Source organism: Leisingera daeponensis DSM 23529, from assembly GCF_000473145.1.
Classification (GTDB): domain Bacteria; phylum Pseudomonadota; class Alphaproteobacteria; order Rhodobacterales; family Rhodobacteraceae; genus Leisingera; species Leisingera daeponensis.
Genome location: NZ_KI421500.1, coordinates 3,209,093 through 3,235,385, shown reverse-complemented (window position 1 = coordinate 3,235,385; position 26,293 = coordinate 3,209,093). Strand labels below are relative to the sequence as shown.

Here is a 26,293-nt window from a genome sequence, read left to right as displayed (position 1 = left end):
TATAGGCCGGTTTACTCGGCTGCTTCTTCACTGGGAGCGCCATCGGCCGGCGCATTTGCGGCCTCGGGCGCCTCTTCCTTCTCCGGCACCGGCAGATCGCCCACCACCTGCGGCGGCAGGCCCATCAGCATCCGGATGATGGTGATCAGCTCCTGGCGCATTTCGGTGCGCGGGGTCACCCGGTCCAGCATGCCGTGGTCCAGCAGGTACTCGGCACGCTGGAAGCCGTCGGGCAGCTTCTCGCGGATGGTCTGCTCGATCACCCGCGGGCCCGCAAAGCAGATCAGCGCGTTCGGCTCGGCGATATGCACGTCGCCCAGCATCGCATAAGACGCGGTCACGCCGCCGGTGGTCGGATGGGTCAGCACCACGATATAGGGCAGCCCGGCCTCTTTCAGCATCTCCACCGCAACGGTGGTGCGCGGCATCTGCATCAGCGACAGGATGCCTTCCTGCATCCGGGCGCCGCCGGCCGCAGAGAACAAGACCAGCGGGCGGCCCAGCTTCACCGCTTCCTCAGCCGCGGCGATGATGGCGTTGCCCACATACATGCCCATCGAGCCGCCCATGTAGGAGAAGTCCTGCGCAGCCGCGATGATCGGGGTGCGCCCGATCTCGCCCGCGGCCACCAGCATCGCGTCTTTCTCGCCGGTCTTCTTCTGCGCGGCCTTGATCCGCTCCGGGTATTTCTTCTGATCCTTGAACTTCAAGGGATCGGTCAGCGGCTCCGGCACATCAACTTCGGTGAACACGCCGCCGTCAAACAGCGCGGTGAAGCGGTCGCGCGGGGTGATGTTCATATGGTGGCCGCAGCTGGTGCAGACGTTCTGGTTGTCGCTCAGCTCGCGGTGAAACAGCATGGTGCCGCATTCATCGCACTTCTGCCACAGGTTCTCGGGCACTTCGCGGCGCGAAAAGATCGAGTTGATCTTGGGCCGGACGTAGTTGGTGATCCAGTTCATATTGCTTGCCTCTCCGGGGGCGCGGTTTGCCCCCCAGATAAGGCGCATTTGCCGCAATTGCAATCAGCGGCGTATGGCAAGCCGTGCTGTCAGCCAGCTGACCAGCATCAGCGCAAAGTCGACAGCCATCCACGGGCGCAGGTTGCCGGTGTCGGCCATGTCAAAGGGGATCAGGTACAAGGCCAGCCCGTTCAGGCTGGTCGGCGAGGCAAACAGCAGGAGGGCTGCGGCGTTGTTGAAGAAATGCACCGCCATCGCCGGCCCCAGGGTGCCGGCCCGCGCCGTCAGGTCCGCCATCAGCAGCCCGAACAGCCCGGCCCAGGCGGTGATCAGCAGCGCGTTTTCGCCCGCATCAACAGGCAGGTAGTGGCCCAGCGCAAACAGCGCCGAGGGCGCCACCAGCCAGACCGCCGGGCTGCGGAAGCGCGCCGCCAGCGCCTGCTGGATGTAGCCGCGGAACAGGATCTCCTCAGATCCCGTCTGCACCAGCACCGCAGCAATCGACAGCGGCAGGATGCCCAGCCAGGTCCAGAATGGCAGGTTGGGCGTCATCGGCGGCCCCATGCCATAGGGCGGCAGCGCCATCAGCAGCAGGCCAAGGCCCAGCAGATACAGGCTGACCTGCCCGAACTGCCGCACCAGCGGCCGCAGATGCCCGGTCACAGTGGCAAAGCCGCGCTGGTGAAACAGACGCGCCGCCATTGCAACGCCCAGCGACAGGAAGGCAAAGCTGCCCAAAAGCACCAGCATCGCGCCTGGGTTGCTGCCATCGGCCAGCCCCTGCAGCCAGGCGCCGGGAAACAGCCCCGCCACCGTCACCTGCAGCGCCGCCGTCATCGCAAAACTGACCGCCGCCACCAGCATCAGCCCCAGCATCAGCCGCCACAGCTGCGGCTGCACCCGGGCGAACCGCACCAGGGCCTCATGCGCTCTGTAGCTGTGACTGTGCAGCATGGTTCCTCCGGTCCGGGTGGCGGCAAGGTGCGCCAACGTTATGCATTGCTGCAACGCCAAGGCAAGGCATCGGAGCCCGGGGCCGGTTCGCTCTTGCCCGTCTGCGCGCCCGCCCGCTATGGATTTTACAAAAAACAAGCGCGGCAGGGGCAGAAGTGAGCAGAACAACCAGCGGAAAACCCGCGCCTTTTCCGCCGGACGGCGGAAAGGCGCCGAACTTCGGGCCATTGGCCAAGGCCGTTGCGGCGGCGCTGACCGGTGCGTTGCTGACCGCCTGCAGCCCTGCGCCGCAAGAGTTCTCCTTTGCCGCCCGCGGCGCTGACCTCATTGCCCGGCAGGACAACCAGGTGATGTCCTTTGCCAACGGCGAGGTGATGCTGGCCGCGCCGGAAAGCTACTGTTTCGACCGCCGCAGCAGCGTGCCGCAGGACGGCGGCGGCTTTGCCCTGATCGCACATTGCAGCCGGCTGGAGGGGCGGGGCTGGTTCGGCGCCCGCAAGGCGGCGGTGCTGACCGCCTCCATCGGCCCCGCCAGGCAGAATGCCCTGGCGCCGCGGGCCAGCGACATCGCCGCGATGTTCCCCGGCGCCCGGCTGCTGGAAAGCCGCGAGGATCAGCTGCTGCCGCTGGTCAGGCTGGAATTCCCCGACGCCGTGGCCAAGGGCGCCAGCCCGGTGCACTGGCGCGGCGCCTTTGTGCTGGACCGCCACCTGATCGCGCTGGCGCTTTACGCGCCCGGCGGCAGCAGCGCCCTGGGCAGCCACGGCGCCGCCCTGCTGAACGAGGTGACCCACCGCACGCTGGAGGCCTCCACCCTGCCCGCCCTGGAACAGGCGCAGGCCCCGGCAGCAGCCGCACCCGCAGCGCCGCGGCCCCGGGTCCGGCCCGCAGGCCCCGAAACGGGGGCCAAAGCGGCCGCCGCCCGCAAAAAACGCGGTCTCGGCCAGCGGATTGCCGGTTTATTTCAATAGCCCGGCCCGGTTACACTGCCGCCAGACCCCCGCGGCCAGCCGCGCCGGGGCCGGACAGGCCAGCAAGACCTCGAACAGGCAAGAGAGAGCACGATGGGCAGGATCATGGACCGGTTGCTTCACCTGCGCAGCCTGCGCCGCTGGCGCGCCGCGGCTGAGGACTCGGCGCGCGCGCCGCTGGCGGAGCTGCGCCGCCAGCGCAACCAGGCCCGCCAGCTGCGCACCCATCTGGACCGGCTCATTCACACCGCCGACGGCCGCCTGGCGCTGCCGCAGATCGGCTCTTCCTTCTTTCCGCGCCCGCATGGCACCGACTGGTCCTGGCGTCCGGAACTGTGGCGCGGCCCCCTGCCCGAACGCGGCCTGGCCTCGGCCCCGCCCAAGGCGCGGCTCGGAAATGAGGTGCAGCTGTTCCATGACTGCGCCTTCTCCGAACTGACCCTGCGCCAGCTCCGCAACACCCGCGAGGAGGACCTTGCCCCCTTCGGCCTGCGCATGGACGTGTTCAAATTCGACGGCTCCTTCCTGTCGCTGGTGATCGACCTGCCGCCCGAAGCCGCCCTCGGCATGACCCGCCAGCACCTCCTGCGGGTGGACAGCATCATCGAGTCGGAAAAACCGATCGAGATCTTCGCCCGGCTCAACATCCAGCACGGCCCCAACACCGAACAGCTCGTGCGCGAGCTGCCGATGGAGGAGAACAACATCGTGGTGGAATTCGACCTGGCCTATTCCCGCCTCAACGAAAAGCGGATCGAAAAGATCTGGTTCGACCTGATCTTCGAGGCGCCCGACATGAACCAGGTGATCCTGCGCGACCTGACCTTCTCGCGCCACCGCCGCGCGGCGATCTGAGCGGCCCTGCCCCATGCGTGACTGGACATGAGTGACCTGACATGAGCGATCTGACACTGACCAAAATCCGCTTCCGCAACGGCGTCTGGGAAGGCCGGATCGGCAACGCCCCCGCCAGCGGCGCCCGGCCGGACATCACCGTGATGTTCCAGGATCAGCCGGTCCAGGACGTCCGGCTGAGCGAGGGCGAGACCGGCGGCGAATGGACGGTGGCGGTGCCGGTCCCGGCTGAGGCCGTGGCCGACGGGGTGCAGACCTTCGTGGTCTTCGACGCCGCCAGCAGCACCCGGCTGGGCGATTTCACCCTGATCGCGGGCGAGGCGGTGTCCGACGACCTGCGCGCCGAGGTGGAGCTGCTGCGCGCCGAGCTGGACATGCTCAAGCGCGCCTTCCGCCGCCACTGCCTGGAAACGTCGTGAATTGACTTCCCGGCGCTGCCCGGCCTGCCGGCCGGGCGGAATATCAGCAATTGCCCGAATGCACAGCCATGCCGCCTACTCCAGCGCCTGGAACTGCTCCGCCAGCACCTGCATCAGCTTCGCGTGCGGGATCGGCCCGTAGCTGCAGCGCGCCACACCGGCCTGCCGCGCCGTCTCCAGCGTGATGCCGCGCATCATTGTGTTGACCGGCAGCGCACTCGCCTCGCAGACCCGGGCAATCAGGTCGGGATCGCTCAGCCCCGGCACGAAAAAGCCGTTCGCGCCCGCTTCGGCATAGGCCGCCCCGCGCTCCAGCGCCTCCGACAGCAGGGTGCCGTGCTTGGAGGCATCCTTTTCCTTCAGAAACAGATCGGTGCGCGCGTTGACGAACATATCCGCATGGGCCGCCCGCACCGCGGTCACCCGGCGGGCCTGCTCGATGATGCCGTACAGATCCGCAGTGCCGACCACCTGATCCTCGAAGTTCAGCCCCACCGCGCCGGTATGCGCCAGCCGCGTCACATTGACGGTCAGCTGCTCCGGCTCGCTGGCATAGCCGCCCTCGAAATCAATCGTCACCGGCAGATCGGTGGCCGCGACGATGCGCTCCGCATTGCCCAGCACGAACTCCAGCGGGATCTGCTCGCCATCGGGAAACCCCTGCGCCGCCGCCACCGGAAAACTGCCGGTCGCCAGCGCCTTGGCCCCGGCCCCGGCAATCGCCTTGGCGCTGCCGGTGTCCCAGATGTTGTAAAGCACAACCGGATTGCCGGGCTGGTGCAGCGCCGCGAAACCGGCGGCGCGGTCGGAATATGTCATGCTGAAATCCTTTGTCTGTAGCCTGTCTCAATTTCTATCAGCCTTTGCTTGCGCCACAAGCCGCCGCCATAGCCGGTCAGCGACCCGTCCGCCGACAGCACCCGGTGGCAGGGCACCACCAGCGCCAGCTGGTTGGCGCCGTTGGCCCGCGCCACCGCCCGCACGGCCGACGGCCGCCCCAGCGCCCGCGCGATCTGCGAATAGCTGCGGGTCTCCCCCGCCGGAATGGCCAGCAGACAGCGCCAGACCTCGCGCTCAAACGCGGTGCCATGCAGCGCCAGCGGGGTGCGGAAATCCGCGCCCGCGCCGGCAAAGTAGCGGCGCAGCTCCTCTGCAATCTGCCCGGTCGGCGCGGGGCGGCCAAAGCCCAGACCGCCGGGCTGCGCCTTTTGCAGCCTGGCCACCTCCCGCGGCAGCGCCTTGCGGTCGGCAAACTCCAGCAGATGCAGCTGATGCGCGCAGCTGATCGCAATCATCGCCCCCAAGGGCGTGTCGATCCAGTCCGCCAGCAACAGCGCATCCTTGCGGAAGGCACCCGGCGCAATCCCCACCAGCCTGGCAAAGGCCGCGCGGAAGGCGCTGGCGCTTTCAAACCCCGCGTCAATCTGCGCCGCAATCACCGGCTCCCCCGCCTTCAGCGCGGTAAAGCCCTCGCGCAGCCGCCGCTGCCGCGCCATCTCCAGAAAGGTCATCCCGAAATGCCGCTTGAAGGCCCGCCGGACGGTCGAGGCATCCAGCCCCAGCCGGGCAAGGTCGCCCTCGCCCCAGCGGTAGGCAGGCCGTTCCTCCAGCCGCGCCAGCAGGTCCTGCACCACCGGATCATCGCCGGCGGCAGCGGCCAAGGGCTTGCAGCGCTTGCAGGCGCGGAACCCCGCCCCGATGCAGTCGCCGGGGGTGGCATGGAATTGGCAGTTCTCGAACTTGGGCTTGCGGGCCGGGCAGGTCAGGCGGCAGAAGATACCGGTCGAGGTCACACCGACATAGGCGCGCCCCTCATAGGCGGCGTCACGGTCCAGCAAAGCCTGGTACAGGGTCTTGGAATCAGGCAGGTCAAACATCATGGCCGGAGCATAGACCAGCCCGCCCGGTCAGTACGCCGGATATCGGGCGTTTATTTTCGGGATGACGCAAGGGCGCGGGCGAAGCTGCCTGAAAAGAAAACGCGGCCCTCTTGCTTTCGGGCTCCCGTTTCCGACAGAGGGCTGCGCCTGCCGGGGGGCAGGCAGGCGCAGCCCGGCGGTGCTGCGCACCTTCTTCCGGGCAAGGTGTTGCGCAGGCACCGCACGCCCCCTTCACGCGATCCTCACGCCCCCATGCCATCCTGCCAGACGATCGCGATCCCCCGCCATGGCCCCGCGCAAGGGCCATGATACGAGGCGCAGGCATCTATGGGCTGCCCGCGCAACACCCGGAGACCGGCCCTGATAAAAAGGGGGTCGTCCAAGCGAGCTTGTCCGAGCAGGCCCCCTGCGGGGTCTGTCCACCTCCACCCGGCGGCGCCGCCCCCTTAATCGGGATACCGCGCTCAAACGGCACAGCAACCACCCCCGCCAGACCCGGCGGCAACGCAGACAGAAAAAAAGGCCGCCCAACCGGACGGCCCCTTTGTGCTGCGGTGTTGCGGCGGGTTTACTTCGGACCCAGCGCCACCATCCCCTTCAGGATGTCGATGGCATAGGCCAGCTGGTAATCCTCCTCGCGCAGCTCGGCGGCTTTCTCGGCCTTTTCGCGCTCTTCCTCGATCTGGCGGATCTCATCCTCGCTCAGGGAGTCGTTGCTCAGGCGGCCGCGCAGGTCGGCTTCCGAACGGGAGCGGCGGGCGGCTGCAGAGGCGTCCTCCTCCTCCTCCGCGGCGGCCACCCGGCGGGGCTGCTCCACCACGATATCGGGCGACACGCCCAGCGCCTGGATCGAGCGGCCCGACGGGGTGTAATAGCGCGCGGTGGTCAGGCGCATGGCGCCGTCGCCCTTCAGCGGCATCACCGTCTGCACCGACCCTTTGCCAAACGACTTGGTGCCCACGACAATCGCCCGGCGGTGATCCTGCAGCGCGCCCGCCACGATTTCCGACGCCGAGGCCGAACCGCCGTTGATCAGCACTACGATCGGCTTGCCGTCGGCCAGATCGCCCGGGGTGGCGTTGAACCGCTCGCCATCCTCCGGGTCGCGGCCGCGGGTCGAGACGATCTCACCCGACTCCAGGAAGCTGTCGGCCACCTGGATCGCCTGGTTCAGCAGGCCGCCCGGGTTGTTGCGCAGGTCCAGCACGATGCCGTTCACCTTGTCCAGCCCGCCGGCTTCCTCGATCTGCTCCTTCAGGCCCGCTTCCAGGTTCGGCGTGGTCTGGTCGTTGAAGGTGGTGATCCGCATGACCACGGTATCGCCTTCGATACGGCTGCGCACCGCGGTCAGCGTGATGGTGTCGCGGATGATCGAGACGTCGAACGGCTCATCCTCGCCCTCGCGCACCACGGTGATCACGATCTCCGAACCGACCGGCCCGCGCATCATGGTGACCGCCTCGTCCAGCGACAGGCCCAGCACGCTTTCGCCGTCCACATGGGTGATGAAATCGCCGGCTTCCACGCCGGCCTCATCCGCCGGGGTGCCGTCGATGGGGGAGACGACTTTGACAAAGCCCTCTTCCTGGGTGACTTCGATGCCCAGCCCGCCGAACTCGCCGCGGGTCTGCACCCGCATGCTGGCCGCGTCATCCGGCGACAGGTAGCTGGAATGCGGATCCAGCGAGGTCAGCATGCCGCCGATCGCGGCCTCGATCAGCTCCTTCTCGTCGACCTCCTCGACGTATTGCGCGCGAATGCGCTCGAAGATGTCGCCGAACAGGTCCAGCTGCTCATAGACATTGGCCTCGCGCGTGCCTTCCTGCGCCAGCAAGGGGCCTGCAACATATGTCGTGGCGACAATCCCTGCCAGCGTGCCGCCCAGGGCGGCCATCGCAAATTTTCTCATCAAGCCTTCATCCACCTTTTCCAGTGCGGAACCATGTTTCCGGATCCACCGGGCTGTTGTCCATTCTCACTTCTATATAGAGCGTTTCTGTCCGGTCAGTTCCACCCCCTTCACCGCTTGTTGACAGAATTGCGTCCGGCCCGGGGTTTTCGCCGCTCATCAGGCCGACGGGGGTGCCCTCGGGGATCACCTGCCCCGCCTCGCCGAACACCTCGGCCAGCCCGGACAGCACAAACAGGGTGTCCGGCTGCGGCTCCAGAATCACCACGTTGCCCAGATCCAGAAGCGGCCCGCGGTAGCGGATGGTGGCGGCGGCGGGCGCGGTCACCAGCGCCCGCGGGCGGGCCGCGATCAGCAGGCCCGGGCGGGCGATCCCCGCCGCATCGCGCTCGCCATAGCCGCGCAGCACCAGCCCTTCGACCGGCAGCGGCAGGGTGCCGCGCAGATCGCTGATATCGGCGCTGGATTCGGCGATTTCGCCATCCGCGATTTCGGCCAGCCCGTCGGCAAACCCCGACAGCGTCTCGGTCGAGGAGATCAGGATCGCGGTGCGCACCGGATCGGCGGTGAAGCGCTTGGGCAGGGTGGTGCGGTCGGCAATCGCGGTCGACAGCTGCACCCGCGCGGACTGCACGCCCGCCAGCCCCTCTTCCAGCGTCCTGGCGGCGTTCTGCTGCAGCAGCCGCAAGCTCTGCACCTCGTCCAGATCCGTCTTCAGCGACTGCGCCTTGGCGTGCAGCGCCGGCGTCACCTCGGCCAGCATCATGGCAGAGCGCGCCGCGCCCAAAGGCCCGGAGGGATGCACCATCAGGACCGGCGGCGGCGAGGTCTCAATCGTCTGGATGATCCCCAACAGCCCCGAGACCTCCTCCTGCCGCGCCGCCAGCTGGGCGCTCAGCTGCGCCTCGCGCCGCGCCACCCGGCGCAAGCCGTCGCGCATCGCCGCCAGCCCGGCCTCATAGGCCTGCACGGCCGAGGTCAGCGCCTTCACCCGGTCGCGGGAACTGGCGGCCTCCTGCAACTGGACCGAGGCGGCCTCCAGCTCTGCCGCCGCCTCGCGCGCCGCGGACGCCGGGTTGGCCGCCGCCGGCACGGGCGCCGCCAGCAGCCCCAGCAGCAACAGGCCCGCCCGCCGGATCATGACAGAAGGCTCTCCCCGGTCATTTCCGCAGGCTTCTCCAGCCCCATCAGCTCCAGGATCGTCGGCGCCAGATCGGCCAGCCGCCCGTCGCGCAACCGCGCGCCCTCCGGCCCGCCGACCAGCGCCACCGGCACCAGGTTCAGCGTATGGGCGGTATGGGCGCCGCCGGTCACCGGATCCACCATCACCTCGCAATTGCCATGGTCGGCGGTGACGATCATCGCGCCCCCCGCCTTCTCCAGCGCCTGAACCACCTGGGCGAGCCCCTGATCCACCGCCTCGCAGGCGCGGATCGCCGCCTTCAGATCGCCGGTGTGGCCCACCATGTCGGGATTGGCATAGTTGGTGACAATCAGATCGTAGCCCGCCTCGATCGCCTCGACGAATTTCGCCGTCACTTCCGGCGCGCTCATCTCCGGCTGCAAATCATAGGTCGCCACATTCGGCGACTTCGGCATATAGCGGTCCTCGCCCTCCTCCGGCTCTTCCTTGCCGCCGTTCAGGAAGAAGGTGACATGCGGGTATTTCTCGGTCTCCGCCAGGCGGAACTGGCGCTTGCCCTGCTTGGCCACCCACTCGCCCAGCGTGTTGACGATGGCCGCCTTGGGATAGCAGGTGGTCATGTAGTCATTATGAGCATCGGAATATTCCACCATCCCCATCAGCGCCGCCAGCTTGGGCCGCGCGCCGGTGTCGAACTCCGCAAAGCCCGGCTCGCCGATGGCGCGCAGGATCTCGCGCGCCCGGTCGGCGCGGAAGTTCAGGCAGAAGAACCCGTCGCCGTCCTTCACCCCCGGATAGCCCTGCAGCACGGTGGCCGCGATGAACTCATCGGTTTCGGACTGGTTATAGGCATGGTCCACCGCGCCATGGGCGTTCAGCCCCGGGCGCCCCTTGGCATGGATCATCGCGTCATAGGCTTCGCTGACCCGGCCCCAGCGGTTGTCGCGGTCCATCGCGAAATAGCGCCCGGTCACGGTGGCGATCCGCGCGCCTTCGGGCAGCTTCTCCTCCAGCTCGCGGAAATAGCCGAACGCCGATTTCGGCGCCACGTCGCGGCCGTCGGTGACGGCATGCAGCCAGACCGGCACGCCGGCACCGGTAACGGCCTTCACCGCCGCCAGGATATGGTTGATATGCCCGTGCACGCCGCCGTCGGAGACCAGCCCCATCAGATGCGCCGCCCCGCCGGTGTCCTTCAGCTTGGCAATAAACGCCTGCAGCGCCCCGTTTTCAAAGAAGCTGCCATCCTCGATCGCCAGGTCGATCTGGCCCAGGTCCATCGCCACCACCCGGCCCGCGCCGATGTTGGTGTGGCCGACCTCGGAGTTGCCCATCTGCCCGGTCGGCAGCCCCACATCCGGCCCGTGGGTGATCAGCTTTGCGCTCGGCCCCTTGGCCATGATGGCGTCAAACGCGGGGGTGTCCGCCAGATAAGGCGCGTTGGCCTTGCCCGGCTCCGCACTGCCCCAGCCATCGAGAATGCACAGGACAACGGGTTTGGGTGCGGTCATGGGTCAGACTCCGGGGCAAGGAAAGGTTCGCAAGCCTTCTAACGCCTCGCCGCGCCGGGGTGAACCGCCATTCCTGCCGCAGTTGGCGTTATCAGGCGCAAGATCAGGCGCAAACCCGCCCTGCGCCTTTCATCTTTCCCCAAATACTCATTTCCGCGCTGCCCGCTTTAACCGGCGCCCCGTGTTCTGCGGCACCAGCAGATGCCGGATCAGCGCCAGCGCAGCGCCCGGCGGGCGGATGCGTCCCCAGCAGTCTGCGGGATGCGCAGGATCCGGGTCGATTGCCGCGCGGCGGATGCGCCAAGGTTCCGTCAGCAAAAGGAGACCCCCATGACCAGAATCACCGCCCTGCCCACAGAAATCGTCCGCGCGCTGCAAGACGGCGGCCCCGATGCGCACGGCCAGGTGCCGGAGCGCTCCGTCTCGGACGGCGGCGCGAACCCCTGCCGGCATTGCCTGCACTACATTCCCGCAGGCAAGGAGATGCTGATCCTGGCCCATTGCCCCTTTCCCGAGGCGCAGCCCTATGCCGAGACCGGGCCGATCTTTCTATGTGCGGATCACTGCAAGCGGCATGAGGGCGCGCAGATGCCGGAGGTTCTGGAGGGCGCGCCAGATTACCTGATCAAGGGTTACAGCGCGGATCACCGGATCGTCTATGGCACCGGCATTGTCATCCCGCAGGCGGAGATGATGGCGCGGGCCGAGGCGATTTTCGCGGATGAGCGGGTGGAGTACGTCCACATCCGGTCATCGCGCAACAACTGCTATCAGGCGCGGATCGACCGGGGGTGAAAACGTGATGCCAGCCTCAAAAAGTTGAGCGCAGCGCCCGCCCCGTGGGGGCGGGACGGGCAGAACAGTCATCAATTATGCCGGTGTCTTCGTCAGCGACAGGAAGACATCCTCCAGGTCCGCCTCCTCGGTCTTGACGTCGCGGATGCTGATCCCGGCGGCGCGGACCGCGGCCAGCACGTCCTCGGCGCTGGTCGCCTGGCTGCGGTAGCGCAGCACCACGGCGCCGTCTTCGCGCAGGCTGGCCTCGATGCCGTCGCCCTGCGGCAGCGCCGCGGCGGGCTCTGCCGGATGCACCACCATGGTCTTGGCATCCAACCGGCCCAGCAGGCTGGCCTTGCTGTCGCGCGCGACCACCTCGCCCTGGTTGATGATGGCAATCTCGTCGCACATCTCCTCGGCCTCCTCCAGGTAATGGGTGGTGAGGATGATGGTCATGCCCTGGGCGTTCAGCTTGCGGATGTTCTCCCACAGCATCTGGCGCAGTTCGATGTCGACGCCCGCCGTCGGCTCGTCCAGCACCAGCACGCTCGGGCGGTGGACCAGCGCCTTGCCCAGCAAAAGCCGCCGCCGCATACCGCCGCTCAGGGTCCGGGCATAGGCCTCGGCCTTGTCCTCCAGCCCCACCATGCGCAGGATTTCGTCGCTGTGACGCTCGTGCTTGGGCACGCCGTAAAGCCCTGCCTGCACCTCCAGCGCGCCGCGCGGAGTGAAGAACGGGTCCAGGTTCAGTTCCTGCGGCATGACCCCGATGGCGGCGCGGCTCTGGCGCGGGTTCTCGTCCTGGTCAAAGCCCCAGATCGTCACCTTGCCGGAGGTCTTGCGCACCAGCCCGGCCAGGATGTTGATCATGGTGGATTTGCCTGCGCCATTGGGGCCAAGAAGGCCAAAGACAGAGCCGCGCGGCACCGTCAGGTCAACGCCCTTCAGCGCGTGTTTCTCGGGCTGGCCCTTATAGCCGCCGTAGATTTTGCGCAAAGCCTCAATTCGGATTGCATCGCTTGTCATTGCTGCTCTTGCCCCCGGTATTTGCTTGGCTCATAAATGCGCCTAGCCGAAAACCGAAAGGACTGCCAGCCATGAGCATCGAAGCGCCGGAAACCAAGATCGTGGACAGCCGCAAGGTGGCCTGTGACGGCAGCGAAGGCGCGCTGGGGCATCCGCGGGTTTATCTGCTGATTCCGGAGGACGAGAATTTCGTCGAATGCCCCTATTGCGACTGCAAATATGTTTACCGGGACGCGGCCAAGGCGGCGGAGTGATCCGAGCGGCGTGACGCTGGCCAGGCGGAGGCCGGGTTCCGGAAAATCCGGATTTTCCGGCCAAATTTCTTTGAAGAAATTTGCAGGCGCCCGGTAAGCTGCCGCGGGAGCGCAACAGGCGGGCGGCAGCGATGGCACAGCTCTTGATCGTTTACCACAGCCGCACCGGCGGCAGCCGCCAGATGGCTGAGGCCGCGGCAGCGGCGGCGCAGGATGAAATCGGGACCGTCCTGAAACGGGCCGATGAGGCCGGGCCGGAGGATCTGCTGGCGGCGGATGGCTATATCTTCTGCGCGCCGGAGAATCTGGCGGCCTTGTCCGGCCAGATGAAAGAGTTCTTCGACCGCTGCTATTACCCGGTTCTGGGACGGATCGAGGGGCGGCCTTATGCGCAGATGGTCTGTGCCGGCTCCGACGGGGAGAACGCGGCGCGGCAATGCGCGCGGATTGCCACCGGCTGGCGCCTGAAAGAAGTGCAGAAGCCGCTGATTATCTGCACCCATGCGCAGACGCCGGCGGCGATCCTGGCGGAGAAGGTGATCCCCGAAGACGAGCTGGAAGCCTGCCGCGAGCTGGGGCTGGCTTTGGGCGCGGGCCTCAGCATGGGAGTGTTCTAGGCCCCCTGCCCCGCGGCGGCCCCGGCAGCCGGCTGTGCTGCGCTTACAGCTCCACGCGGACCTCGTGCATCCACAGTTTCGGCGGGCGCGACAGCATGAAAACCACCACATCAGCCAGATCCTCCGGCTCGGTGAAGATGTGGTTGGGGACGTCTTCGCCCGCCTTGGCGAACATCCCGGTGTTGGTGCCGCTTTGATACAGCCCCGCGACGCGCACGCCGGTCTCCGCCTCATCCAGCTTCAGCACATCGGTAAAGCCGCGCACCCCGTATTTGGTGGCGGTATAGACCGACTGCCCCGCTTGGGCGACCACGCCGGATTTGGAGGCGACGTTCAGAATCGCGGCCTCATCACGGGTGCGCAGGGCGGGCAGCAGGTGGCGGGTCAGCTGCATCAGGCCGGTCAGGTTGGTCTGCACTGTGGCCATCAGCATCTCCTCTGAAATGCCGTCGAGCGGACCCGCCTTGTGCCAGATGCCCGCATTGTTGATCAGGATATCGACGCTGCCGAAGTCCCGCAGGATGTCTGCCGCGGCAGCCGCAATCGCCGCCGGATCGGTCATGTCCGCCGCGTAGCTGCGCGCCTCGGGGGCGCCGAGGCTGAGGGCCTCCCCTGCCGCCTGGTCCAGCCGCGCCTGGTTGCGGCCCAGAATGGCCAGCTTGCAGCCCGCGGCGGCCAGCTTCAGGCAGATATGCTTGCCGATGCCATCGCTGCCGCCCGTGACAATGACCGTTTTTCCGTGGAGCTGCATGGGGTTCGATCCTGCTGTGCAATGAAGGGAGGCCGCAGGTCTATCACAGGCGCGCCGCGGCTGGAACATCGGGCGGCCTGGGGCAGCGCCGGACCGCCGCTGCCGGTTCCTGCCACCGGCGGCAAACGGCAATTGCCCTTCCCCGCAGTATCACCGATAACCGGGAAACAGAACACGAACGGATTTCCAACGGGAGCGCGGCGCACATGAGCGGGACAACATTCGGCAAGGGCTGCCATCTGCATCTGATCGACGGCTCGGCCTTCATCTTCCGCGCCTATCACGCGCTGCCGCCGCTCACGCGGAAATCCGACGGGCTGCCGATCGGGGCCGTGGCGGGCTTTTGCAACATGCTGTTCAAGCAGGTGGAGGACAACAAGGGCCCGGATGCGCCGACCCATGTGGCGGTGATCTTTGACCATTCCGGCATGTCCTTCCGCAACGAGATGTACGACCAGTACAAGGCCAACCGCCCGCCCGCGCCGGAGGATCTGGTGCCGCAGTTCCCGCTGACCCGCGAGGCGACCAAGGCCTTCAACATCGCCTGCAAGGAAGTCGAAGGATACGAGGCCGACGACATCATCGCCACGCTGGCCTGCCAGGCGCGCGAGGCGGGCGGCCGGGTGACGATCATCTCGTCGGACAAGGACCTGATGCAGCTGGTCGGCGATGGCGTCGAGATGCTGGATGCGATGAAGAACAAGCGCATCGACAGCGACGGCGTGGTGGAGAAATTCGGCGTCGGCCCCGACCGGGTGGTGGATGTGCAGGCGCTGGCGGGCGACTCGGTCGACAACGTGCCGGGCGCGCCGGGCATCGGGATCAAGACCGCCGCGCTGCTGATCAACGAGTTCGGCTCTCTGGAAGAGCTGCTGGACCGGGCCGAGGAGATCAAGCAGCCCAAGCGCCGCCAGACGCTGATCGAGATGCGGGAGCAGATCGAGCTGTCGAAGAAGCTGGTGCAGCTCGACTGCGATATGGAACTGGACTTCACCCTGGATGATCTGGAGGTGATGGAGCCGGACGCCGAGACCCTGATGACCTTCCTGACGGAGATGGAGTTCCGCACCCTGTCCAAACGCATGGCAGACCGGCTGGGCGTTGAGGCGCCGGCAATCCCGGAGGCGCCCGCCGCAGCGCCGGTTTCCGCGGCGGCAGAGGCGCCGGAAGCGGTGGCCTTCGACAAGGACAAATACGAATGCGTCCGCGACGCAGCCGCCCTGCAGGTCTGGGTCGACCGCATCCGCGAGCGCGGCCGGGTGGCGGTGGACACCGAGACCACGGGCCTTGATGAGATGGTCGTCGATCTGGTCGGCATCTCGCTGTGCGTGGAGGCGGGCGAGGCCTGCTATATCCCCCTGGCGCATAAGGCCGGGGGCGATGACCTGTTCGGCGGCGAAGGCCTGTCGGAGGGGCAGATGCCGCTGGATGAGGCAGTGGCGATGCTGAAAGACGTTCTGGAGGATCCGGCGGTCCTGAAGATCGGCCAGAACATGAAATACGACGCCAAGATCCTGCACCGCTACGGGGTGGATGTGGCGCCGATCGACGACACCATGCTGATGTCCTATGCGCTGCACGCGGGCCTGCATGGGCACGGCATGGACACGCTGTCGGAGCGCTATCTGGACCACACGCCGATCCCGATCAAGCCGTTGCTGGGCAGCGGCAAATCGGCGGTCACCTTTGACCGGGTGCCGATTGAGGACGCGGTGCCCTATGCCGCCGAGGACGCCGACATCACCCTGCGGCTGTGGCAGACCTTCAAGCCGCAGCTGCATCAGGAGCGGGTGACGACGGTCTATGAAACGCTGGAGCGGCCGCTGGTGCCGGTCTTGGCGGAGATGGAGCGCAACGGCATCAAGGTGGACCGCGATACGCTTTCCCGCATGTCCAATGCCTTTGCCCAGAAGATGGCCGGTCTGGAAGCGGAGATCCATGAACTCGCGGGCGAAACCTTCAACGTCGGCTCGCCTGCGCAGCTGGGGGAGATCCTGTTCGACAAGATGGGGCTGGAAGGCGGCAAGCGCGGCAAGAACGGCAAATACTCCACCGGCGCTGATATTCTGGAGGATCTGGCCACAGAACACGACCTGCCCAGGCGGGTGCTGGACTGGCGGCAGCTTTCGAAGCTGAAATCGACCTACACGGATGCGCTGCAGGACCATATCAAGAAGGATACGGGGCGGGTGCATACGTCTTATGCCCAGACCGGGGCGAGCACGGGGCGCATGGCCTCGACCGATCCGAACCTGCAAAACATCCCCGTCCGCAGCGAGGAAGGCCGCCGCATCCGGGAGGCGTTTGTGGCGGAAGAGGGCAACGTTCTGCTGTCGCTCGACTACAGCCAGATCGAACTGCGCATCCTGGCCCATATGGCCGGGATCGAGACGCTGCAGCAGGCCTTTGCCGAGGGGCAGGACATTCACGCCCTGACCGCCTCGGAGATGTTCGGGGTGCCGCTGGAGGAGATGACGCCGGAAATCCGCCGCCAGGCGAAGGCGATCAACTTCGGTGTGATCTATGGCATCTCCGGCTTTGGCCTGGCGCGCAACCTGCGCATTCCGCGCAAGGACGCGCAGGGCTTCATCGACCGCTATTTCGAGCGCTTCCCGGGCATCCGCAAGTACATGGATTCCACCGTGGAGTTCGCCAAGGAGCATGGCTACGTGCAGACCCTGTTCGGGCGCAAGATCCACACCGCGGAGATCAACGCCAAGGGGCCGAAGGCGGGCTTTGCCAAGCGCGCGGCGATCAACGCGCCGATCCAGGGCACCGCGGCGGATGTGATCCGCCGGGCGATGATCCGGATGCCGGAGGCGATTGCCCACCTGCCCGCGCGGATGCTGTTGCAGGTGCACGACGAACTCTTGTTCGAGGTGCCGGAGGCGGCGGTCGAGGACACCATTGCCGCCGCCCGCGAGGTGATGGAAAACGCTGCCGATCCGGCGGTGCATCTGGATGTGAAACTGGTGGTGGATGCCGGCCGCGGGAAGAACTGGGCCGAGGCGCATTGACACAGCGCCGACGGGCTGGAATGCCTGTGCCCGGGGCCGCCGCCGCACGCGGCTGAGGTCCCGGGATTGAGACCAGACATTTCAGGACGGACCATTGAAAACACTGATTTTTGCCGGCGTTCTCGCCGTTGCAGGCGGCTGCGCGCATCACATCCGGCCCGCGGTCACGGAGTATAACGGCGACAGCGTGACCATCGCCACGCCGCAGCATCACCCCCGGCATTGGGCGCTGAAAGCGGCGGCGCAGGAGGCGGACCGCATCTGCCGCAAGGGGCACGGAAAGCAGGCCGAACATGCCTCCTCGCGCAAGGATTCGGCTGCCCGGACGAATTACGACCTGTTTCTCTGCCTGAACTGACAGCGGCACCGGGCGCAACCGCGCCGCGCCAGCGGCGCGCGGCCCAACGGCTGCTGCTGCATCTGTGATGCAGCTTGCAGCGGGCGGGAGGGAGCCGCCGCTGCGGCGCTTAGCCCTGCAGCGGCTGTTTGACGAGTTTCGCCACCAGCCGGCGCACCAGCGGCGCGGCGGTAAAGGCAACGGCAAAGGCGATGGGCCAGCTGAGCGACCAGGCCTGCATCCAGGCCGCGGTCATTCCCGCACCGAACCCCAGTGCCTTCCAGGTCGCCACGCAGGTCACGAGGCAGGACATCAGCCCCGACAGGATCAGGCTGAACAGCACAGGCGCAAAACGGGCGGGCAGCATCGGCGGCCTCCTTGGTCGACTCACCCCTGCGTTATGACGCCCGCCGCATCACATTTCAATTCACGAATATGTTTCTGACCTGCGGCGGCTCAGCGCATCCAGCCCAGGCTGTCTTCGGTGCGCCGGGTGGAGGGCGTGTATTCGGCGCTGACCCAGCCGCCGTAGCCGCTGGCGTCGATGGCCGCGAACAGCCTTTGGAAATCGACCGGCCCGGTGCCCGGCTCGCAGCGGCCGGGGGCGGCGCCGATCTGCACATGCACCGCGCGGCTGCCGAAGGTCTCCCACACTTTGGCCGCGTCGCCGTGGATGAGCTGGGCGTGGTAGGCGTCATACTGCAGGCCGACATTGGGCCGGTCCACCGCGTCCAGCACCTCCACCGCCAGGGTGTAGTCATCGAGAAAATAGCCGGGCTGGTCGCCGCTGTTCAAAGGCTCGATGGTGAACTGCTGCCCCGGCGCGCGGTCGGCGGCCCATTGCAGGTTTTCGACAAAGGTCCGCTGCGCGGCCTCGCCCTTGGCATAGCCCGCCATCACGTGGATCTTGCCCGCCTTCAGCGCCTCGGCGTAGCGCAGCACCCGGCGGATGTCGCGCTGGAAGCGGTCGACCCCGTCGGGCACCGCCGCGTAGCCGGGCATGCCGCCGGTGTAGTTCGGCGGCGGCGCGTTGATCAGCAACAGCTCCAGCCCGTTGGCCAGCAGCGCGCGCTGGGTTTCCTTGGCGGCCAGCTCATAGGGGTAGAGGATCTCCACCGCCTCGAACCCGGCGGCGGCGGCGGCCTGGAACCGGTCGAGATAGGGCAGCTCGGCAAACAGCATCGAAATGTTGGCCGCGAAGCGGGGCATAGGATTCTCCCTTGTTGACTGTTGGTCTAGCGCCGCAGGGCGGGGCAGCCAAGGCGTCAAAAGAGCAGAATTTTCATGTTAAGCCTTCGTTAACCGCGGGTTGGCCGGATTCCGCCGCCTGTCTGCCAGGCTTCAGCTGCCTGCGGCAGACCGCAGCGGGCAGCACCCGGCCTTTCGGCCGGGCGGCAGGATTGCAAAGTGCCGGGGGTTATCAGCCCTCGTGCAGTTCTGCGGACGGAATCAGCGGGAAGAATTCCCCGCCGGACCAGACGCCGAACCAATCGCCGTGGTGTTCGCCCAGCTCCGCCAGCCGGTAAAAGCTCTTGCGGTCGATCAGCGCCTCAAGGCCTGCGCGGATCATGACATAAGGCGCAGGCTCGCCGCTCTCGCCGTCGCGGGTGACCCGGACCGGATGCTCCGGCCCCGCCGCCGCGGTGTCGCCGATGTTGGTGGTGAAGGTTATCACCTGTTCGCGCCCCTGCCCGGCCGCATCGAAATCCACCGCCACAAAGGGCGCGTCCTCGACGGTGATGCCGACCTTTTCGACAGGCGTTACAAGGTAGTACTTGCCGTCCTCCCGCTTGAGGATGGAGGCAAACAGCTTGACCAGCTCAAACCGGGTAAAGGGGGTGCCGAGGTAATGCCAGCTGCCGTCGCGGGCGATGCGGATGTCCAGATCGCCGCAGAACGGCGGGTTCCACAGGTGAACGGGCGGCAAACCTCCGCGCTTCTTGGCGTCTTTTCCCGCGGCTTTGGCAGCGGCGGCGAGGCCTTCGGCATCGGGTGTCACAGGTTTTTGTCCGCTCATTGCTTTTGCCATTTCCTGTCAGCACGATAGAGTAACAGCATATATCCGGGAAACGAGGAATGTCATGCCTGAAACGGACGATCTGCTGGCCGGTATCGAAGCGCTGGAAGCCAAGCTGCAAGAGGCGCGCGCGTCGATCACCAGGCGCTTTATCGGACAGGAGCGGGTGGTGGACCTCACGCTCTCGGTGCTGCTGTGCGGCGGCCACGGGCTGCTGATCGGCCTGCCGGGACTGGGCAAGACCCGGCTGGTGGAAACCCTCAGCACGGTGATGGGGCTGGACGGCAACCGGATCCAGTTCACCCCCGACCTGATGCCCGCCGACATTCTGGGGTCCGAGGTGCTGGACACCGCCGCCGACGGGCACCGTTCGTTCCGGTTTGTGCCGGGGCCGGTGTTCTGCCAGCTTTTGATGGCGGATGAGATCAACCGCGCCAGCCCGCGCACCCAATCGGCGCTGCTGCAGGCGATGCAGGAGCGGATGGTGACGGTGGCGGGCGAGGACCGTTCGCTGGGGGCGCCGTTCCATGTGCTGGCGACCCAGAACCCGATCGAGCAGGAAGGCACCTATCCGCTGCCGGAGGCGCAGCTGGACCGGTTCCTGTTGCAGATCGACGTGAATTATCCCGATCGCGCGACTGAGCGGGACATCCTGCTGGCTACCACCGGGGCGGAGGAAGCGGCGGCCTATCAGGTGTTCACCGCCGCAGAGCTGATCGCGGCGCAGGCCCTGTTGCGGCGGATGCCGGTGGGCGAGTCGGTGGTGGAGATGATCCTGGACCTGGTGCGCGCCTTCCGCCCCGAGGAGCCGGGCGTCTCTGACCATGTGGCGCAGACCGTGGCCTGGGGACCGGGCCCGCGGGCGGCGCAGGCCCTGATGCTGGCGGTGCGGGCGCGGGCGCTGTTGCAGGGGCGGCTGGCGCCCAACGCAGAAGACGTGCTGGACATGGCGAAACCGGTGCTGAGCCACCGGATGCAGCTGAACTTTGCCGCGCGGGCGCGCGGGGAGAGCCTGGCGGCGCTGATCGAGGAAACCGCAAGCGAACTGGCCCGGACCGGGGCCGCCGCGTGACCAGGCCTGCGGCCTCTCATGCTGCAACCGGATTGCGGCACCGCGCGGAGGCCGAGGCCAGCGCCCTGCCCCCCCTGCTGGTGCAGGCGCGGCATCTGGCGGGGTCCGTCCTGATGGGCGAGCATGGCCGCCGCCGGGCCGGCACGGGGGATGATTTCTGGCAGTACCGCCCGGCCCAGCCCGGCGACAGCCGCCGGATGATCGACCACCGCCGCTCTGCCATGGGCGACGTGCAATATGTGCGCGAACGGGAATGGCATATCGCGCAGACCGTGCATCTGTGGGTGGATACCGGCGCCTCGATGCGGTTTGCCTCCTCCCCCAAGCTGCCGCAGAAGGTGGATCAGGCCCGGCTGCTGGGCCTCGCTGCCGCGGTTCTGATGGTGCAGGGCGGCGAGCGGGTGGGCCTGACCGGCGGCAGCCTGCCGCCGCGGCGCGGCAACGTGCAGATCCTGCGGCTGGCGGAGGCGCTGTCGGCGGATGAGGCGGAGGATTACGCCCCGCCCGGCCACCGGGCGCTGATCCCGCACGCGCGGGCGCTGTTCATCTCGGATTTTCTGGGACCGTTCGAGCCGGTGGAACAGGCGCTGTCCAAGGCCGCCGCGCGCGGCGTCCGGGGGGTGCTTTTGCAGGTGCTGGACCCGGCGGAGGAAGCCTTTCCCTTCACCGGCCGCACCCTGTTTCAGAGCATCGCAGGCGGTGTCACACATGAAACACTGAAGGCCTCTGCCCTTCAGGCGCGCTATCTGGACCGGCTGGCGGAACGGCGGGACGCGCTGGAGCGGCTGTGCCGCGCGGCCGGCTGGCGGTTCGGGCAGCATCACACGGGCGACCCGGCGCAGGCGGCGCTGATGTGGCTGTACCACGCATTGGAGCGGACCGCGCCATGACCATGATTGCAGGCATCGGCTTTACCGCGCCCTGGCTTTTGCTGGGGCTGCTGGCCCTGCCGGTGCTGTGGCTCTTGCTGCGGGCGATCCCGCCCGCGCCGAAGCGCCAGCCGTTCCCGGCGGTGACGCTGCTGCTGGGGCTGAAGGATGACGAGAGCCTGTCGGACCGCACGCCGTGGTGGCTGCTGCTGCTGCGCCTGCTCGCGGTGGCGGCGGCGATCATCGGGCTGGCGGGGCCGGTGCTGAACCCCTCCACCGAAGACGCGGGCGGCCGCGGGCCGCTGCTGATTGTGATGGACGCGAGCTGGGGCGGCGCGTCGGGCTGGGACCAGGCCAGCGCGCAGGCCGAGGTGCAGCTGGAGGAAGCGGGCCGCGCCGGACGGCCGGTGGCGGTCTTGCGCCTGAGCGCGCCGGAGGCGTTGCAGTTCCGCGCCGCCAGCGACTGGCAGCGGCAGCTGGCCGGGCTGGCGCCGCTGCCCTGGCAGCCGGGGCCGGAGCAGCTGGCGCAGGCTTTGGCGGCAATCGACGGGGCGGAGGGCGGTTTTGACACCCTCTGGTTCAGTGACGGGCTGGAATACCCGGGCCGCGACGGCCTGATCGAAGCGCTGAGCCGCCGCGGCGGCATCGAGGTGTTTGAACAGCCCGCACCGGTGCTGGGGCTGCTGCCCGCCAGCTATACCGGAGGCGCCATCGGACTGACGGCGCAGCGCAGCCGCGCCGGACCGGCGCAGGAGGTTGCGGTGGTGGCGCAGGGCAAGGATCCCGGCGGCACCGAGCGCAGCCTGGCGTCGCTGACCCTGCGGTTTGCCGATGGCGCCCGTGCAGCCTCGGCTGAGCTGTCGCTGCCCGCCGAACTGCGGGCGCGGCTGTCGCGGTTTGAAATCCGCGGCGAGACATCGGCGGGCGCGGTGGCGCTGACGGATGATTCCCTGCGGCGGCGCGAGGTGGCGCTGGTGTCCTCCGAAAGCGCGGATGAAGGATTGGCGCTCTTGTCGCCGCTGCATTACCTGCGGCAGGCGCTGGCGCCTTCGGCCGAGCTGCTGGAGGGCGCGCTGCGGGATCTGCTGCCTGCCAACCCGGATGTGATCGTGCTGGCCGACGTGGCGCGGCTGGCGCCCGCGCAGGAAGAGGCGGTGATCGAATGGGTGGAAAACGGCGGCCTGCTGTTGCGCTTTGCCGGGCCGCGGCTGGCGGCCAGCGACACCGCGCGCAGCGGTGAGGAGCCGCTGATGCCGGTGCGCCTGCGCATCGGCGGGCGCAGCATCGGCGGCGCGATGAGCTGGGGCGAGCCGAAGACGCTGGCGCCGTTTTCCGAAAGCTCTCCCTTCTACGGGCTGGAGGTGCCGCAGGAGGTGGCGATCAGCTCGCAAGTGGTGGCGCAGCCCGATCCGCAGCTGGCGGACCGCGTCATCGCGGAACTGGCCGACGGCACGCCGCTGGTGACCCGCAAGACGCTGGGCCAGGGCCAGGTGGTTTTGTTTCACGTGACGGCGAATGCGGAGTGGAGCAGCCTGCCGCTGTCGGGGCTGTTCGTGTCGATGCTGGAACGGCTGGCGGTGTCCTCCTCTGCCGCGGCGCCCAAGGCCGAAGACCTGGAAGGCACCACCTGGACCCCGGTCGAGGTGCTGGACGGGTTCGGCCGGCTGGAGGCGGCGGAGACGCTGCCCGGGGTCAAGGGGCCGGATCTGGTGGCCGCGCCCGCGGGGCCGGAGCTGCGGCCCGGGGTCTATGACGGCGGGCGGCGGATGCTGGCGCGCAATGTGCTGCGCCCGGATGATGAGCTGCTGGCGGCGCGCTGGCCTGCATCGGTCCGGGTCAGCGGCTACGGCGCGCCGCAGGAGATGCCGCTGGGCGGGGCCTTGCTGACGGGGGCGCTGATGCTGCTGGCGCTGGATGTGCTGGGCACGCTGCTGGTGTCCGGCCTCTTGGGCCGGGCCCGCACTGCCGCGCTGGCCGCGGCTTTGGGGCTGGCGGCGCTGGCGGCGCCGCAGCAGCTGCGCGCGCAGGAGATCCCGCCGCCGCAGCAGCAGGCGCAGCAGCAGGCGCAGACGGATTTCCGGGCGGCGGAACTGGCCTCGGAACTGGTGCTGGCGTATGTGCTGACCGGCGACGCGGAGGTCGACCGGATTGCCGAGGCGGGCCTGCGCGGGCTGTCGGACACGCTGTTCTTCCGCACCTCGGTGGAGCCGGCCAACCCGGCAGGCGTCGATCTGGAGCGCGATGAGCTGGCGTTTTTCCCGCTGCTGTACTGGCCGGTCACGCGGGACCAGCCGCTGCCCTCCTCCGAGGCTTACGGCAAGCTGAACACCTATCTGCGGGCGGGCGGGATGATCCTGTTTGACACCCGCGACGCCGATCTGGCCTCTGCCGGCGCCACCAGCCCGGCAGCGCGGCGGCTGCAGCAGATCGCGCTGCCCTTGGACATCCCGCCGCTGGAGGTGGTGCCGGAGGACCATGTGCTGACGCGGGCGTTCTACCTGCTGCAGGACTTCCCCGGCCGCCATGCCCGCGGCCCGGTCTGGGTCGAGGCGGCGCCGCCGGATGCGGAGCAGGCCGAGGGCATCCCCTTCCGCAACCTCAATGACGGGGTGACGCCGGTGGTGATCGGCGGCAATGACTGGGCGGCGGCCTGGGCGGTGGATGAAAACGGGCGGCCCTTGCTGCCGGTCGGGCGCGGCTATGCCGGCGAGCGGCAGCGGGAACTGGCGTTCCGGTTCGGCGTCAACCTGGTGATGCATGTGCTGACAGGCAATTACAAATCCGACCAGGTGCATGTGCCGGCCCTCCTGGACCGGCTGGGGCAATGAGGGTGGTTCCATGACGCAGACGATCCTGTTCGACCCGCTGGTGCCCTGGCCCGTGATCTGGGCCGCGGGGGCTGTGACCCTTGCTGCGCTGCTTTTGGGGCTGTGGAAGGGGCTGTCGGGCTGGGCCTTGCGGGCGCTGGCGGCGCTGGTGTTGCTGGCCGCGCTGTCAGGTCCGGTGCATCAGAGCGAGGACCGCGCGCCGCTGGATGACATCGTGATCGTGGCGGAGGACCGGACCGCCAGCCAGCAGCTGCGGGACCGGCCGGAACAGATGGAGCGCGCCCGCAGCGGTCTGAAGGCGGCGCTGGACAACCGGCCCGGCACCGATGTGCGCTGGGTCACCGTGCCGGACGGCGAGGGCGACGAGGGCACACGGCTGATGGAGGCCATTGCCCAGGCGCTGGCGGATGAGCCGCGGGCGCGGGTGGCGGGGATCATCGCCCTCAGCGACGGGCAGGTGCATGACGCCGATCAGCCGGTCAGCCTGCCCGCGCCGATGCATCTGCTGCTGACCGGGCGCGAAGACGACTGGGACCGCCGCCTGATCGTCAAGAACGCTCCAGGCTTTGCCATTATCGGCGAGCCGGTGACGCTGACGCTCAGGATCGAGGATCAGGGCGCAGCGCCGGCTGAGGGCAGCTTTGCCGATCTGGATATCTCGGTCGGGGGCGACGCGCCGCAGCGCTTCACCTTGCCCGTCGGTGTGGATTTCGAGCTGCCGATGGTATTGCAGCATGGCGGGCGCAACGTGATCCAGTTCAGCGTGCCGGAAGAGCCGGGCGAGCTGACCGCGCGCAACAATCAGGCGCTGGTGCAGATCAACGGGGTGCGCGACCGGCTGCGGGTGCTGCTGGTGTCGGGCGAGCCGCACGCGGGCGGGCGCACCTGGCGCAACCTGTTGAAATCCGACAGCGCGGTGGATCTGGTGCATTTCACCATCCTGCGCCCGCCCGAGAAACAGGACGGGGTGCCGGTGGAGGAGCTGTCGCTGATTGCCTTCCCGACCCGCGAGCTGTTCCTGGAGAAGATCGAGGATTTCGACCTGATCATCTTTGACCGCTACAAGCGGCGCGGCATCCTGCCGGCGGTCTATCTGGACAATGTGGCGAATTACGCGATGGGCGGCGGCGCGGTGCTGGTGGCGGCCGGCCCCGATTTCGCCAGCGCCGACAGCATCTACCGCTCGCCGCTGTCGCTGATCCTGCCGGCTGAGCCATCAGCGCGGGTGCTGGAGGAGGCCTACCGCCCCGCGGTGACGGACCTGGGCAAGCAGCACCCCGTCACCTCGGGCCTGGAGGGGGCGGAGGACTGGGGCCGCTGGCTGCGCCAGATCGAGCTGCGCGCGCCCGAGGGCCATGTGCTGATGAGCGGCGCAGGCGAGCGGCCCTTGCTGGTGCTGAACCGGGTGGGCGAGGGCCGGGTGGCACTGCTGGCGTCGGATCATGCCTGGCTGTGGAGCCGCGGATATGAGGGCGGCGGGCCGCAGCTGGAGCTGCTGCGGCGGCTGGCGCACTGGATGATGAAGGAGCCGGAGCTGGAGGAAGAGGCGCTGTGGGCCGAGGTGACGGGCCAGCGGATGCGCATCCTGCGCCGCACGCTGGCGGAGCAGGCGGGACCGGTGACGGTGACCGCGCCGGATGGCTCCACCGTGGACCTGGAGCTGCGTCCGAGCGCGCCGGGCCAGTGGGAAACCCGCTATGAGGGGCCGGAGCCGGGGTTGTACCGGCTGCAGGAAGGCGAGGAGAGCGCGGTTGTGGGGCTTGGCCCTGCCGCGCCGAAGGAGTTTGAGGAAACCATTGCCACGGGTTCTGTGCTGGCGCCGGTGCTGGAGCCGCTGCGCGGCGGTGTTCTGCGGCTGGAGGACGGAATGCCCGCCCTGCGCAGCGTGCGGGCCGGGCGGCCGGCCTCGGGGCGCGGCTGGATCGGCCTGACCCCGCGGGAGGCCTATGAGACGCTGTCGGTTTCCCAAGGCCCGCTGCTGCCCGGCTGGCTGGCGCTGTTGATGGCGTCCTTCTTCCTCGTCGCGGGCTGGCTGCGCGAGGGGCGGCGCTAGGCGGCTTACGCAACCGGGGGTCTCCCGCCTGCCGCAGGTTTTCTTGCGAAACCCCGCGACCGTTGGGCCA

24 protein-coding genes are annotated in these 26,293 nt (G+C 68.0%); 12 read left to right on the top strand and 12 right to left on the bottom strand.

Features of this window, described 5'->3' with window-relative positions; translation table 11 throughout:
* Window positions 1-11 precede the first annotated feature (11 nt).
* Together accD and DAEP_RS0116285 are read right to left on the bottom strand one after the other, a co-directional pair.
* Complete coding sequence (accD, locus tag DAEP_RS0116290) at window positions 12-962, bottom strand: acetyl-CoA carboxylase, carboxyltransferase subunit beta (protein ID WP_008556630.1); 951 nt, start codon at window positions 960-962, stop codon at window positions 12-14.
* A 63-nt stretch (window positions 963-1,025) separates the two neighbouring features.
* Window positions 1,026-1,916 carry a CPBP family intramembrane glutamic endopeptidase gene (locus tag DAEP_RS0116285; protein WP_008554985.1) on the bottom strand — a complete coding sequence of 297 codons (891 nt, stop codon included), beginning with the start codon at window positions 1,914-1,916 and terminating at the stop codon, window positions 1,026-1,028.
* A gap of 155 nt (window positions 1,917-2,071) precedes the next feature.
* Between DAEP_RS0116285 and DAEP_RS0116280 the strand changes: the two genes are divergently transcribed.
* The 3 genes from DAEP_RS0116280 to DAEP_RS0116270 all read left to right on the top strand — a co-directional run bounded on the left by DAEP_RS0116280 (window position 2,072) and on the right by DAEP_RS0116270 (window position 4,161).
* Complete coding sequence (locus tag DAEP_RS0116280) at window positions 2,072-2,887, top strand: hypothetical protein (protein ID WP_027245396.1); 816 nt, start codon at window positions 2,072-2,074, stop codon at window positions 2,885-2,887.
* A gap of 93 nt (window positions 2,888-2,980) precedes the next feature.
* Complete coding sequence (locus tag DAEP_RS0116275; RefSeq protein WP_027245395.1) at window positions 2,981-3,742, top strand: DUF6478 family protein; 762 nt, start codon at window positions 2,981-2,983, stop codon at window positions 3,740-3,742.
* 41 nt (window positions 3,743-3,783) lie between these two features.
* Window positions 3,784-4,161 (top strand): hypothetical protein, encoded by a 378-nt coding sequence (locus DAEP_RS0116270; RefSeq protein ID WP_008558047.1) that lies wholly within the window; start codon window positions 3,784-3,786, stop codon window positions 4,159-4,161.
* A gap of 75 nt (window positions 4,162-4,236) precedes the next feature.
* Here the strand turns inward: DAEP_RS0116270 and DAEP_RS0116265 are convergent, their stop codons facing one another.
* The 5 genes from DAEP_RS0116265 to gpmI all read right to left on the bottom strand — a co-directional run bounded on the left by DAEP_RS0116265 (window position 4,237) and on the right by gpmI (window position 10,605).
* Window positions 4,237-4,980 (bottom strand): isocitrate lyase/PEP mutase family protein, encoded by a 744-nt coding sequence (locus DAEP_RS0116265; protein ID WP_027245394.1) that lies wholly within the window; start codon window positions 4,978-4,980, stop codon window positions 4,237-4,239.
* Window positions 4,977-6,041 carry a bifunctional transcriptional activator/DNA repair enzyme AdaA gene (locus DAEP_RS0116260; RefSeq protein WP_027245393.1) on the bottom strand — a complete coding sequence of 355 codons (1,065 nt, stop codon included), beginning with the start codon at window positions 6,039-6,041 and terminating at the stop codon, window positions 4,977-4,979. The genes DAEP_RS0116265 and DAEP_RS0116260 overlap by 4 nt, the downstream gene beginning before the upstream one ends.
* Before the next feature lie 568 nt (window positions 6,042-6,609).
* A complete protein-coding gene (locus tag DAEP_RS0116255) occupies window positions 6,610-7,950 on the bottom strand; it encodes a S41 family peptidase (RefSeq protein ID WP_008557609.1) in 1,341 nt (446 codons plus the stop codon).
* Window positions 7,951-7,957: 7 nt separating this feature from the next.
* Window positions 7,958-9,091 (bottom strand): murein hydrolase activator EnvC family protein, encoded by a 1,134-nt coding sequence (locus DAEP_RS0116250; protein WP_008553683.1) that lies wholly within the window; start codon window positions 9,089-9,091, stop codon window positions 7,958-7,960.
* Window positions 9,088-10,605, bottom strand: coding sequence for a 2,3-bisphosphoglycerate-independent phosphoglycerate mutase (gene gpmI, locus DAEP_RS0116245; protein ID WP_027245392.1), 1,518 nt, complete (start codon window positions 10,603-10,605; stop codon window positions 9,088-9,090). The genes DAEP_RS0116250 and gpmI overlap by 4 nt, the downstream gene beginning before the upstream one ends.
* A 330-nt stretch (window positions 10,606-10,935) precedes the next feature.
* Here gpmI and DAEP_RS0116235 point away from each other — a divergent pair, with 330 nt between their 5' ends.
* Window positions 10,936-11,400 (top strand): DUF1203 domain-containing protein, encoded by a 465-nt coding sequence (locus tag DAEP_RS0116235; RefSeq protein ID WP_027245391.1) that lies wholly within the window; start codon window positions 10,936-10,938, stop codon window positions 11,398-11,400.
* Window positions 11,401-11,475: 75 nt separating this feature from the next.
* Here the strand turns inward: DAEP_RS0116235 and DAEP_RS0116230 are convergent, their stop codons facing one another.
* Window positions 11,476-12,408 (bottom strand): ABC transporter ATP-binding protein, encoded by a 933-nt coding sequence (locus DAEP_RS0116230; protein ID WP_027245390.1) that lies wholly within the window; start codon window positions 12,406-12,408, stop codon window positions 11,476-11,478.
* A gap of 71 nt (window positions 12,409-12,479) precedes the next feature.
* Here DAEP_RS0116230 and DAEP_RS0116225 point away from each other — a divergent pair, with 71 nt between their 5' ends.
* Together DAEP_RS0116225 and DAEP_RS0116220 are read left to right on the top strand one after the other, a co-directional pair.
* Window positions 12,480-12,662 (top strand): zinc-finger domain-containing protein, encoded by a 183-nt coding sequence (locus DAEP_RS0116225; protein WP_027245389.1) that lies wholly within the window; start codon window positions 12,480-12,482, stop codon window positions 12,660-12,662.
* Between the two features lie 131 nt (window positions 12,663-12,793).
* On the top strand, window positions 12,794-13,279 hold the full coding sequence (locus DAEP_RS0116220; RefSeq protein WP_027245388.1) for a flavodoxin family protein: 486 nt from the start codon (window positions 12,794-12,796) through the stop codon (window positions 13,277-13,279).
* 43 nt (window positions 13,280-13,322) lie between these two features.
* Here DAEP_RS0116220 and DAEP_RS0116215 read toward each other — a convergent pair whose 3' ends face one another.
* Window positions 13,323-14,030 carry an SDR family oxidoreductase gene (locus DAEP_RS0116215; RefSeq protein ID WP_027245387.1) on the bottom strand — a complete coding sequence of 236 codons (708 nt, stop codon included), beginning with the start codon at window positions 14,028-14,030 and terminating at the stop codon, window positions 13,323-13,325.
* Between the two features lie 206 nt (window positions 14,031-14,236).
* Between DAEP_RS0116215 and polA the strand changes: the two genes are divergently transcribed.
* The gene (polA, locus tag DAEP_RS0116210; RefSeq protein ID WP_027245386.1) at window positions 14,237-17,047 is read left to right on the top strand and encodes a DNA polymerase I; all 2,811 of its coding nucleotides are present in this window, start codon (window positions 14,237-14,239) and stop codon (window positions 17,045-17,047) included.
* Between the two features lie 94 nt (window positions 17,048-17,141).
* A complete protein-coding gene (locus DAEP_RS0116205) occupies window positions 17,142-17,405 on the top strand; it encodes a hypothetical protein (RefSeq protein ID WP_027245385.1) in 264 nt (87 codons plus the stop codon).
* A gap of 109 nt (window positions 17,406-17,514) precedes the next feature.
* On the opposite strand, the gene DAEP_RS0116200 is transcribed toward DAEP_RS0116205, so the two are convergent.
* The 3 genes from DAEP_RS0116200 to DAEP_RS0116190 all read right to left on the bottom strand — a co-directional run bounded on the left by DAEP_RS0116200 (window position 17,515) and on the right by DAEP_RS0116190 (window position 19,401).
* Window positions 17,515-17,751: a DUF2798 domain-containing protein gene (locus DAEP_RS0116200; protein ID WP_027245384.1), complete on the bottom strand. Its 237-nt coding sequence runs from the start codon at window positions 17,749-17,751 to the stop codon at window positions 17,515-17,517.
* A gap of 89 nt (window positions 17,752-17,840) precedes the next feature.
* On the bottom strand, window positions 17,841-18,593 hold the full coding sequence (locus DAEP_RS0116195) for a hydroxypyruvate isomerase family protein (protein ID WP_027245383.1): 753 nt from the start codon (window positions 18,591-18,593) through the stop codon (window positions 17,841-17,843).
* Window positions 18,594-18,804: 211 nt separating this feature from the next.
* Window positions 18,805-19,401: a DUF1285 domain-containing protein gene (locus DAEP_RS0116190; RefSeq protein ID WP_036760760.1), complete on the bottom strand. Its 597-nt coding sequence runs from the start codon at window positions 19,399-19,401 to the stop codon at window positions 18,805-18,807.
* Between the two features lie 64 nt (window positions 19,402-19,465).
* Here DAEP_RS0116190 and DAEP_RS0116185 point away from each other — a divergent pair, with 64 nt between their 5' ends.
* From DAEP_RS0116185 to DAEP_RS0116170, 4 genes are read left to right on the top strand one after another with little or no spacing between them, the layout of a single operon-like run.
* A complete protein-coding gene (locus DAEP_RS0116185; RefSeq protein WP_008557300.1) occupies window positions 19,466-20,473 on the top strand; it encodes an AAA family ATPase in 1,008 nt (335 codons plus the stop codon).
* Window positions 20,470-21,363 carry a DUF58 domain-containing protein gene (locus tag DAEP_RS0116180; RefSeq protein WP_008555069.1) on the top strand — a complete coding sequence of 298 codons (894 nt, stop codon included), beginning with the start codon at window positions 20,470-20,472 and terminating at the stop codon, window positions 21,361-21,363. The genes DAEP_RS0116185 and DAEP_RS0116180 overlap by 4 nt, the downstream gene beginning before the upstream one ends.
* On the top strand, window positions 21,360-24,170 hold the full coding sequence (locus tag DAEP_RS0116175; protein WP_027245381.1) for a DUF4159 domain-containing protein: 2,811 nt from the start codon (window positions 21,360-21,362) through the stop codon (window positions 24,168-24,170). Before DAEP_RS0116180 ends, DAEP_RS0116175 begins: the two co-directional genes overlap by 4 nt.
* 10 nt (window positions 24,171-24,180) lie before the next feature.
* A complete protein-coding gene (locus DAEP_RS0116170) occupies window positions 24,181-26,223 on the top strand; it encodes a membrane protein (RefSeq protein WP_027245380.1) in 2,043 nt (680 codons plus the stop codon).
* Window positions 26,224-26,293: the final 70 nt, after the last annotated feature.

Excerpts from the sequence above, each read along its gene's own strand:
- DAEP_RS0116195 (WP_027245383.1), bottom strand. The coding sequence starts at position 18,593 with ATGCCCCGCTTCGCGGCCAACATTTCGATGCTGTTTGCCGAGCTGCCC.
- DAEP_RS0116250 (WP_008553683.1), bottom strand. The coding sequence starts at position 9,091 with ATGATCCGGCGGGCGGGCCTGTTGCTGCTGGGGCTGCTGGCGGCGCCC.
- accD (WP_008556630.1), bottom strand. The coding sequence starts at position 962 with ATGAACTGGATCACCAACTACGTCCGGCCCAAGATCAACTCGATCTTT.
- DAEP_RS0116270 (WP_008558047.1), top strand. The coding sequence starts at position 3,784 with ATGAGCGATCTGACACTGACCAAAATCCGCTTCCGCAACGGCGTCTGG.
- DAEP_RS0116185 (WP_008557300.1), top strand. The coding sequence starts at position 19,466 with ATGCCTGAAACGGACGATCTGCTGGCCGGTATCGAAGCGCTGGAAGCC.
- gpmI (WP_027245392.1), bottom strand. The coding sequence starts at position 10,605 with ATGACCGCACCCAAACCCGTTGTCCTGTGCATTCTCGATGGCTGGGGC.
- DAEP_RS0116190 (WP_036760760.1), bottom strand. The coding sequence starts at position 19,401 with ATGAGCGGACAAAAACCTGTGACACCCGATGCCGAAGGCCTCGCCGCC.
- DAEP_RS0116285 (WP_008554985.1), bottom strand. The coding sequence starts at position 1,916 with ATGCTGCACAGTCACAGCTACAGAGCGCATGAGGCCCTGGTGCGGTTC.
- DAEP_RS0116215 (WP_027245387.1), bottom strand. The coding sequence starts at position 14,030 with ATGCAGCTCCACGGAAAAACGGTCATTGTCACGGGCGGCAGCGATGGC.
- DAEP_RS0116275 (WP_027245395.1), top strand. The coding sequence starts at position 2,981 with ATGGGCAGGATCATGGACCGGTTGCTTCACCTGCGCAGCCTGCGCCGC.
- DAEP_RS0116225 (WP_027245389.1), top strand. The coding sequence starts at position 12,480 with ATGAGCATCGAAGCGCCGGAAACCAAGATCGTGGACAGCCGCAAGGTG.
- polA (WP_027245386.1), top strand. The coding sequence starts at position 14,237 with ATGAGCGGGACAACATTCGGCAAGGGCTGCCATCTGCATCTGATCGAC.
- DAEP_RS0116200 (WP_027245384.1), bottom strand. The coding sequence starts at position 17,751 with ATGCTGCCCGCCCGTTTTGCGCCTGTGCTGTTCAGCCTGATCCTGTCG.
- DAEP_RS0116260 (WP_027245393.1), bottom strand. The coding sequence starts at position 6,041 with ATGATGTTTGACCTGCCTGATTCCAAGACCCTGTACCAGGCTTTGCTG.
- DAEP_RS0116170 (WP_027245380.1), top strand. The coding sequence starts at position 24,181 with ATGACGCAGACGATCCTGTTCGACCCGCTGGTGCCCTGGCCCGTGATC.
- DAEP_RS0116230 (WP_027245390.1), bottom strand. The coding sequence starts at position 12,408 with ATGACAAGCGATGCAATCCGAATTGAGGCTTTGCGCAAAATCTACGGC.
- DAEP_RS0116235 (WP_027245391.1), top strand. The coding sequence starts at position 10,936 with ATGACCAGAATCACCGCCCTGCCCACAGAAATCGTCCGCGCGCTGCAA.
- DAEP_RS0116265 (WP_027245394.1), bottom strand. The coding sequence starts at position 4,980 with ATGACATATTCCGACCGCGCCGCCGGTTTCGCGGCGCTGCACCAGCCC.
- DAEP_RS0116175 (WP_027245381.1), top strand. The coding sequence starts at position 21,360 with ATGACCATGATTGCAGGCATCGGCTTTACCGCGCCCTGGCTTTTGCTG.
- DAEP_RS0116255 (WP_008557609.1), bottom strand. The coding sequence starts at position 7,950 with ATGAGAAAATTTGCGATGGCCGCCCTGGGCGGCACGCTGGCAGGGATT.
- DAEP_RS0116220 (WP_027245388.1), top strand. The coding sequence starts at position 12,794 with ATGGCACAGCTCTTGATCGTTTACCACAGCCGCACCGGCGGCAGCCGC.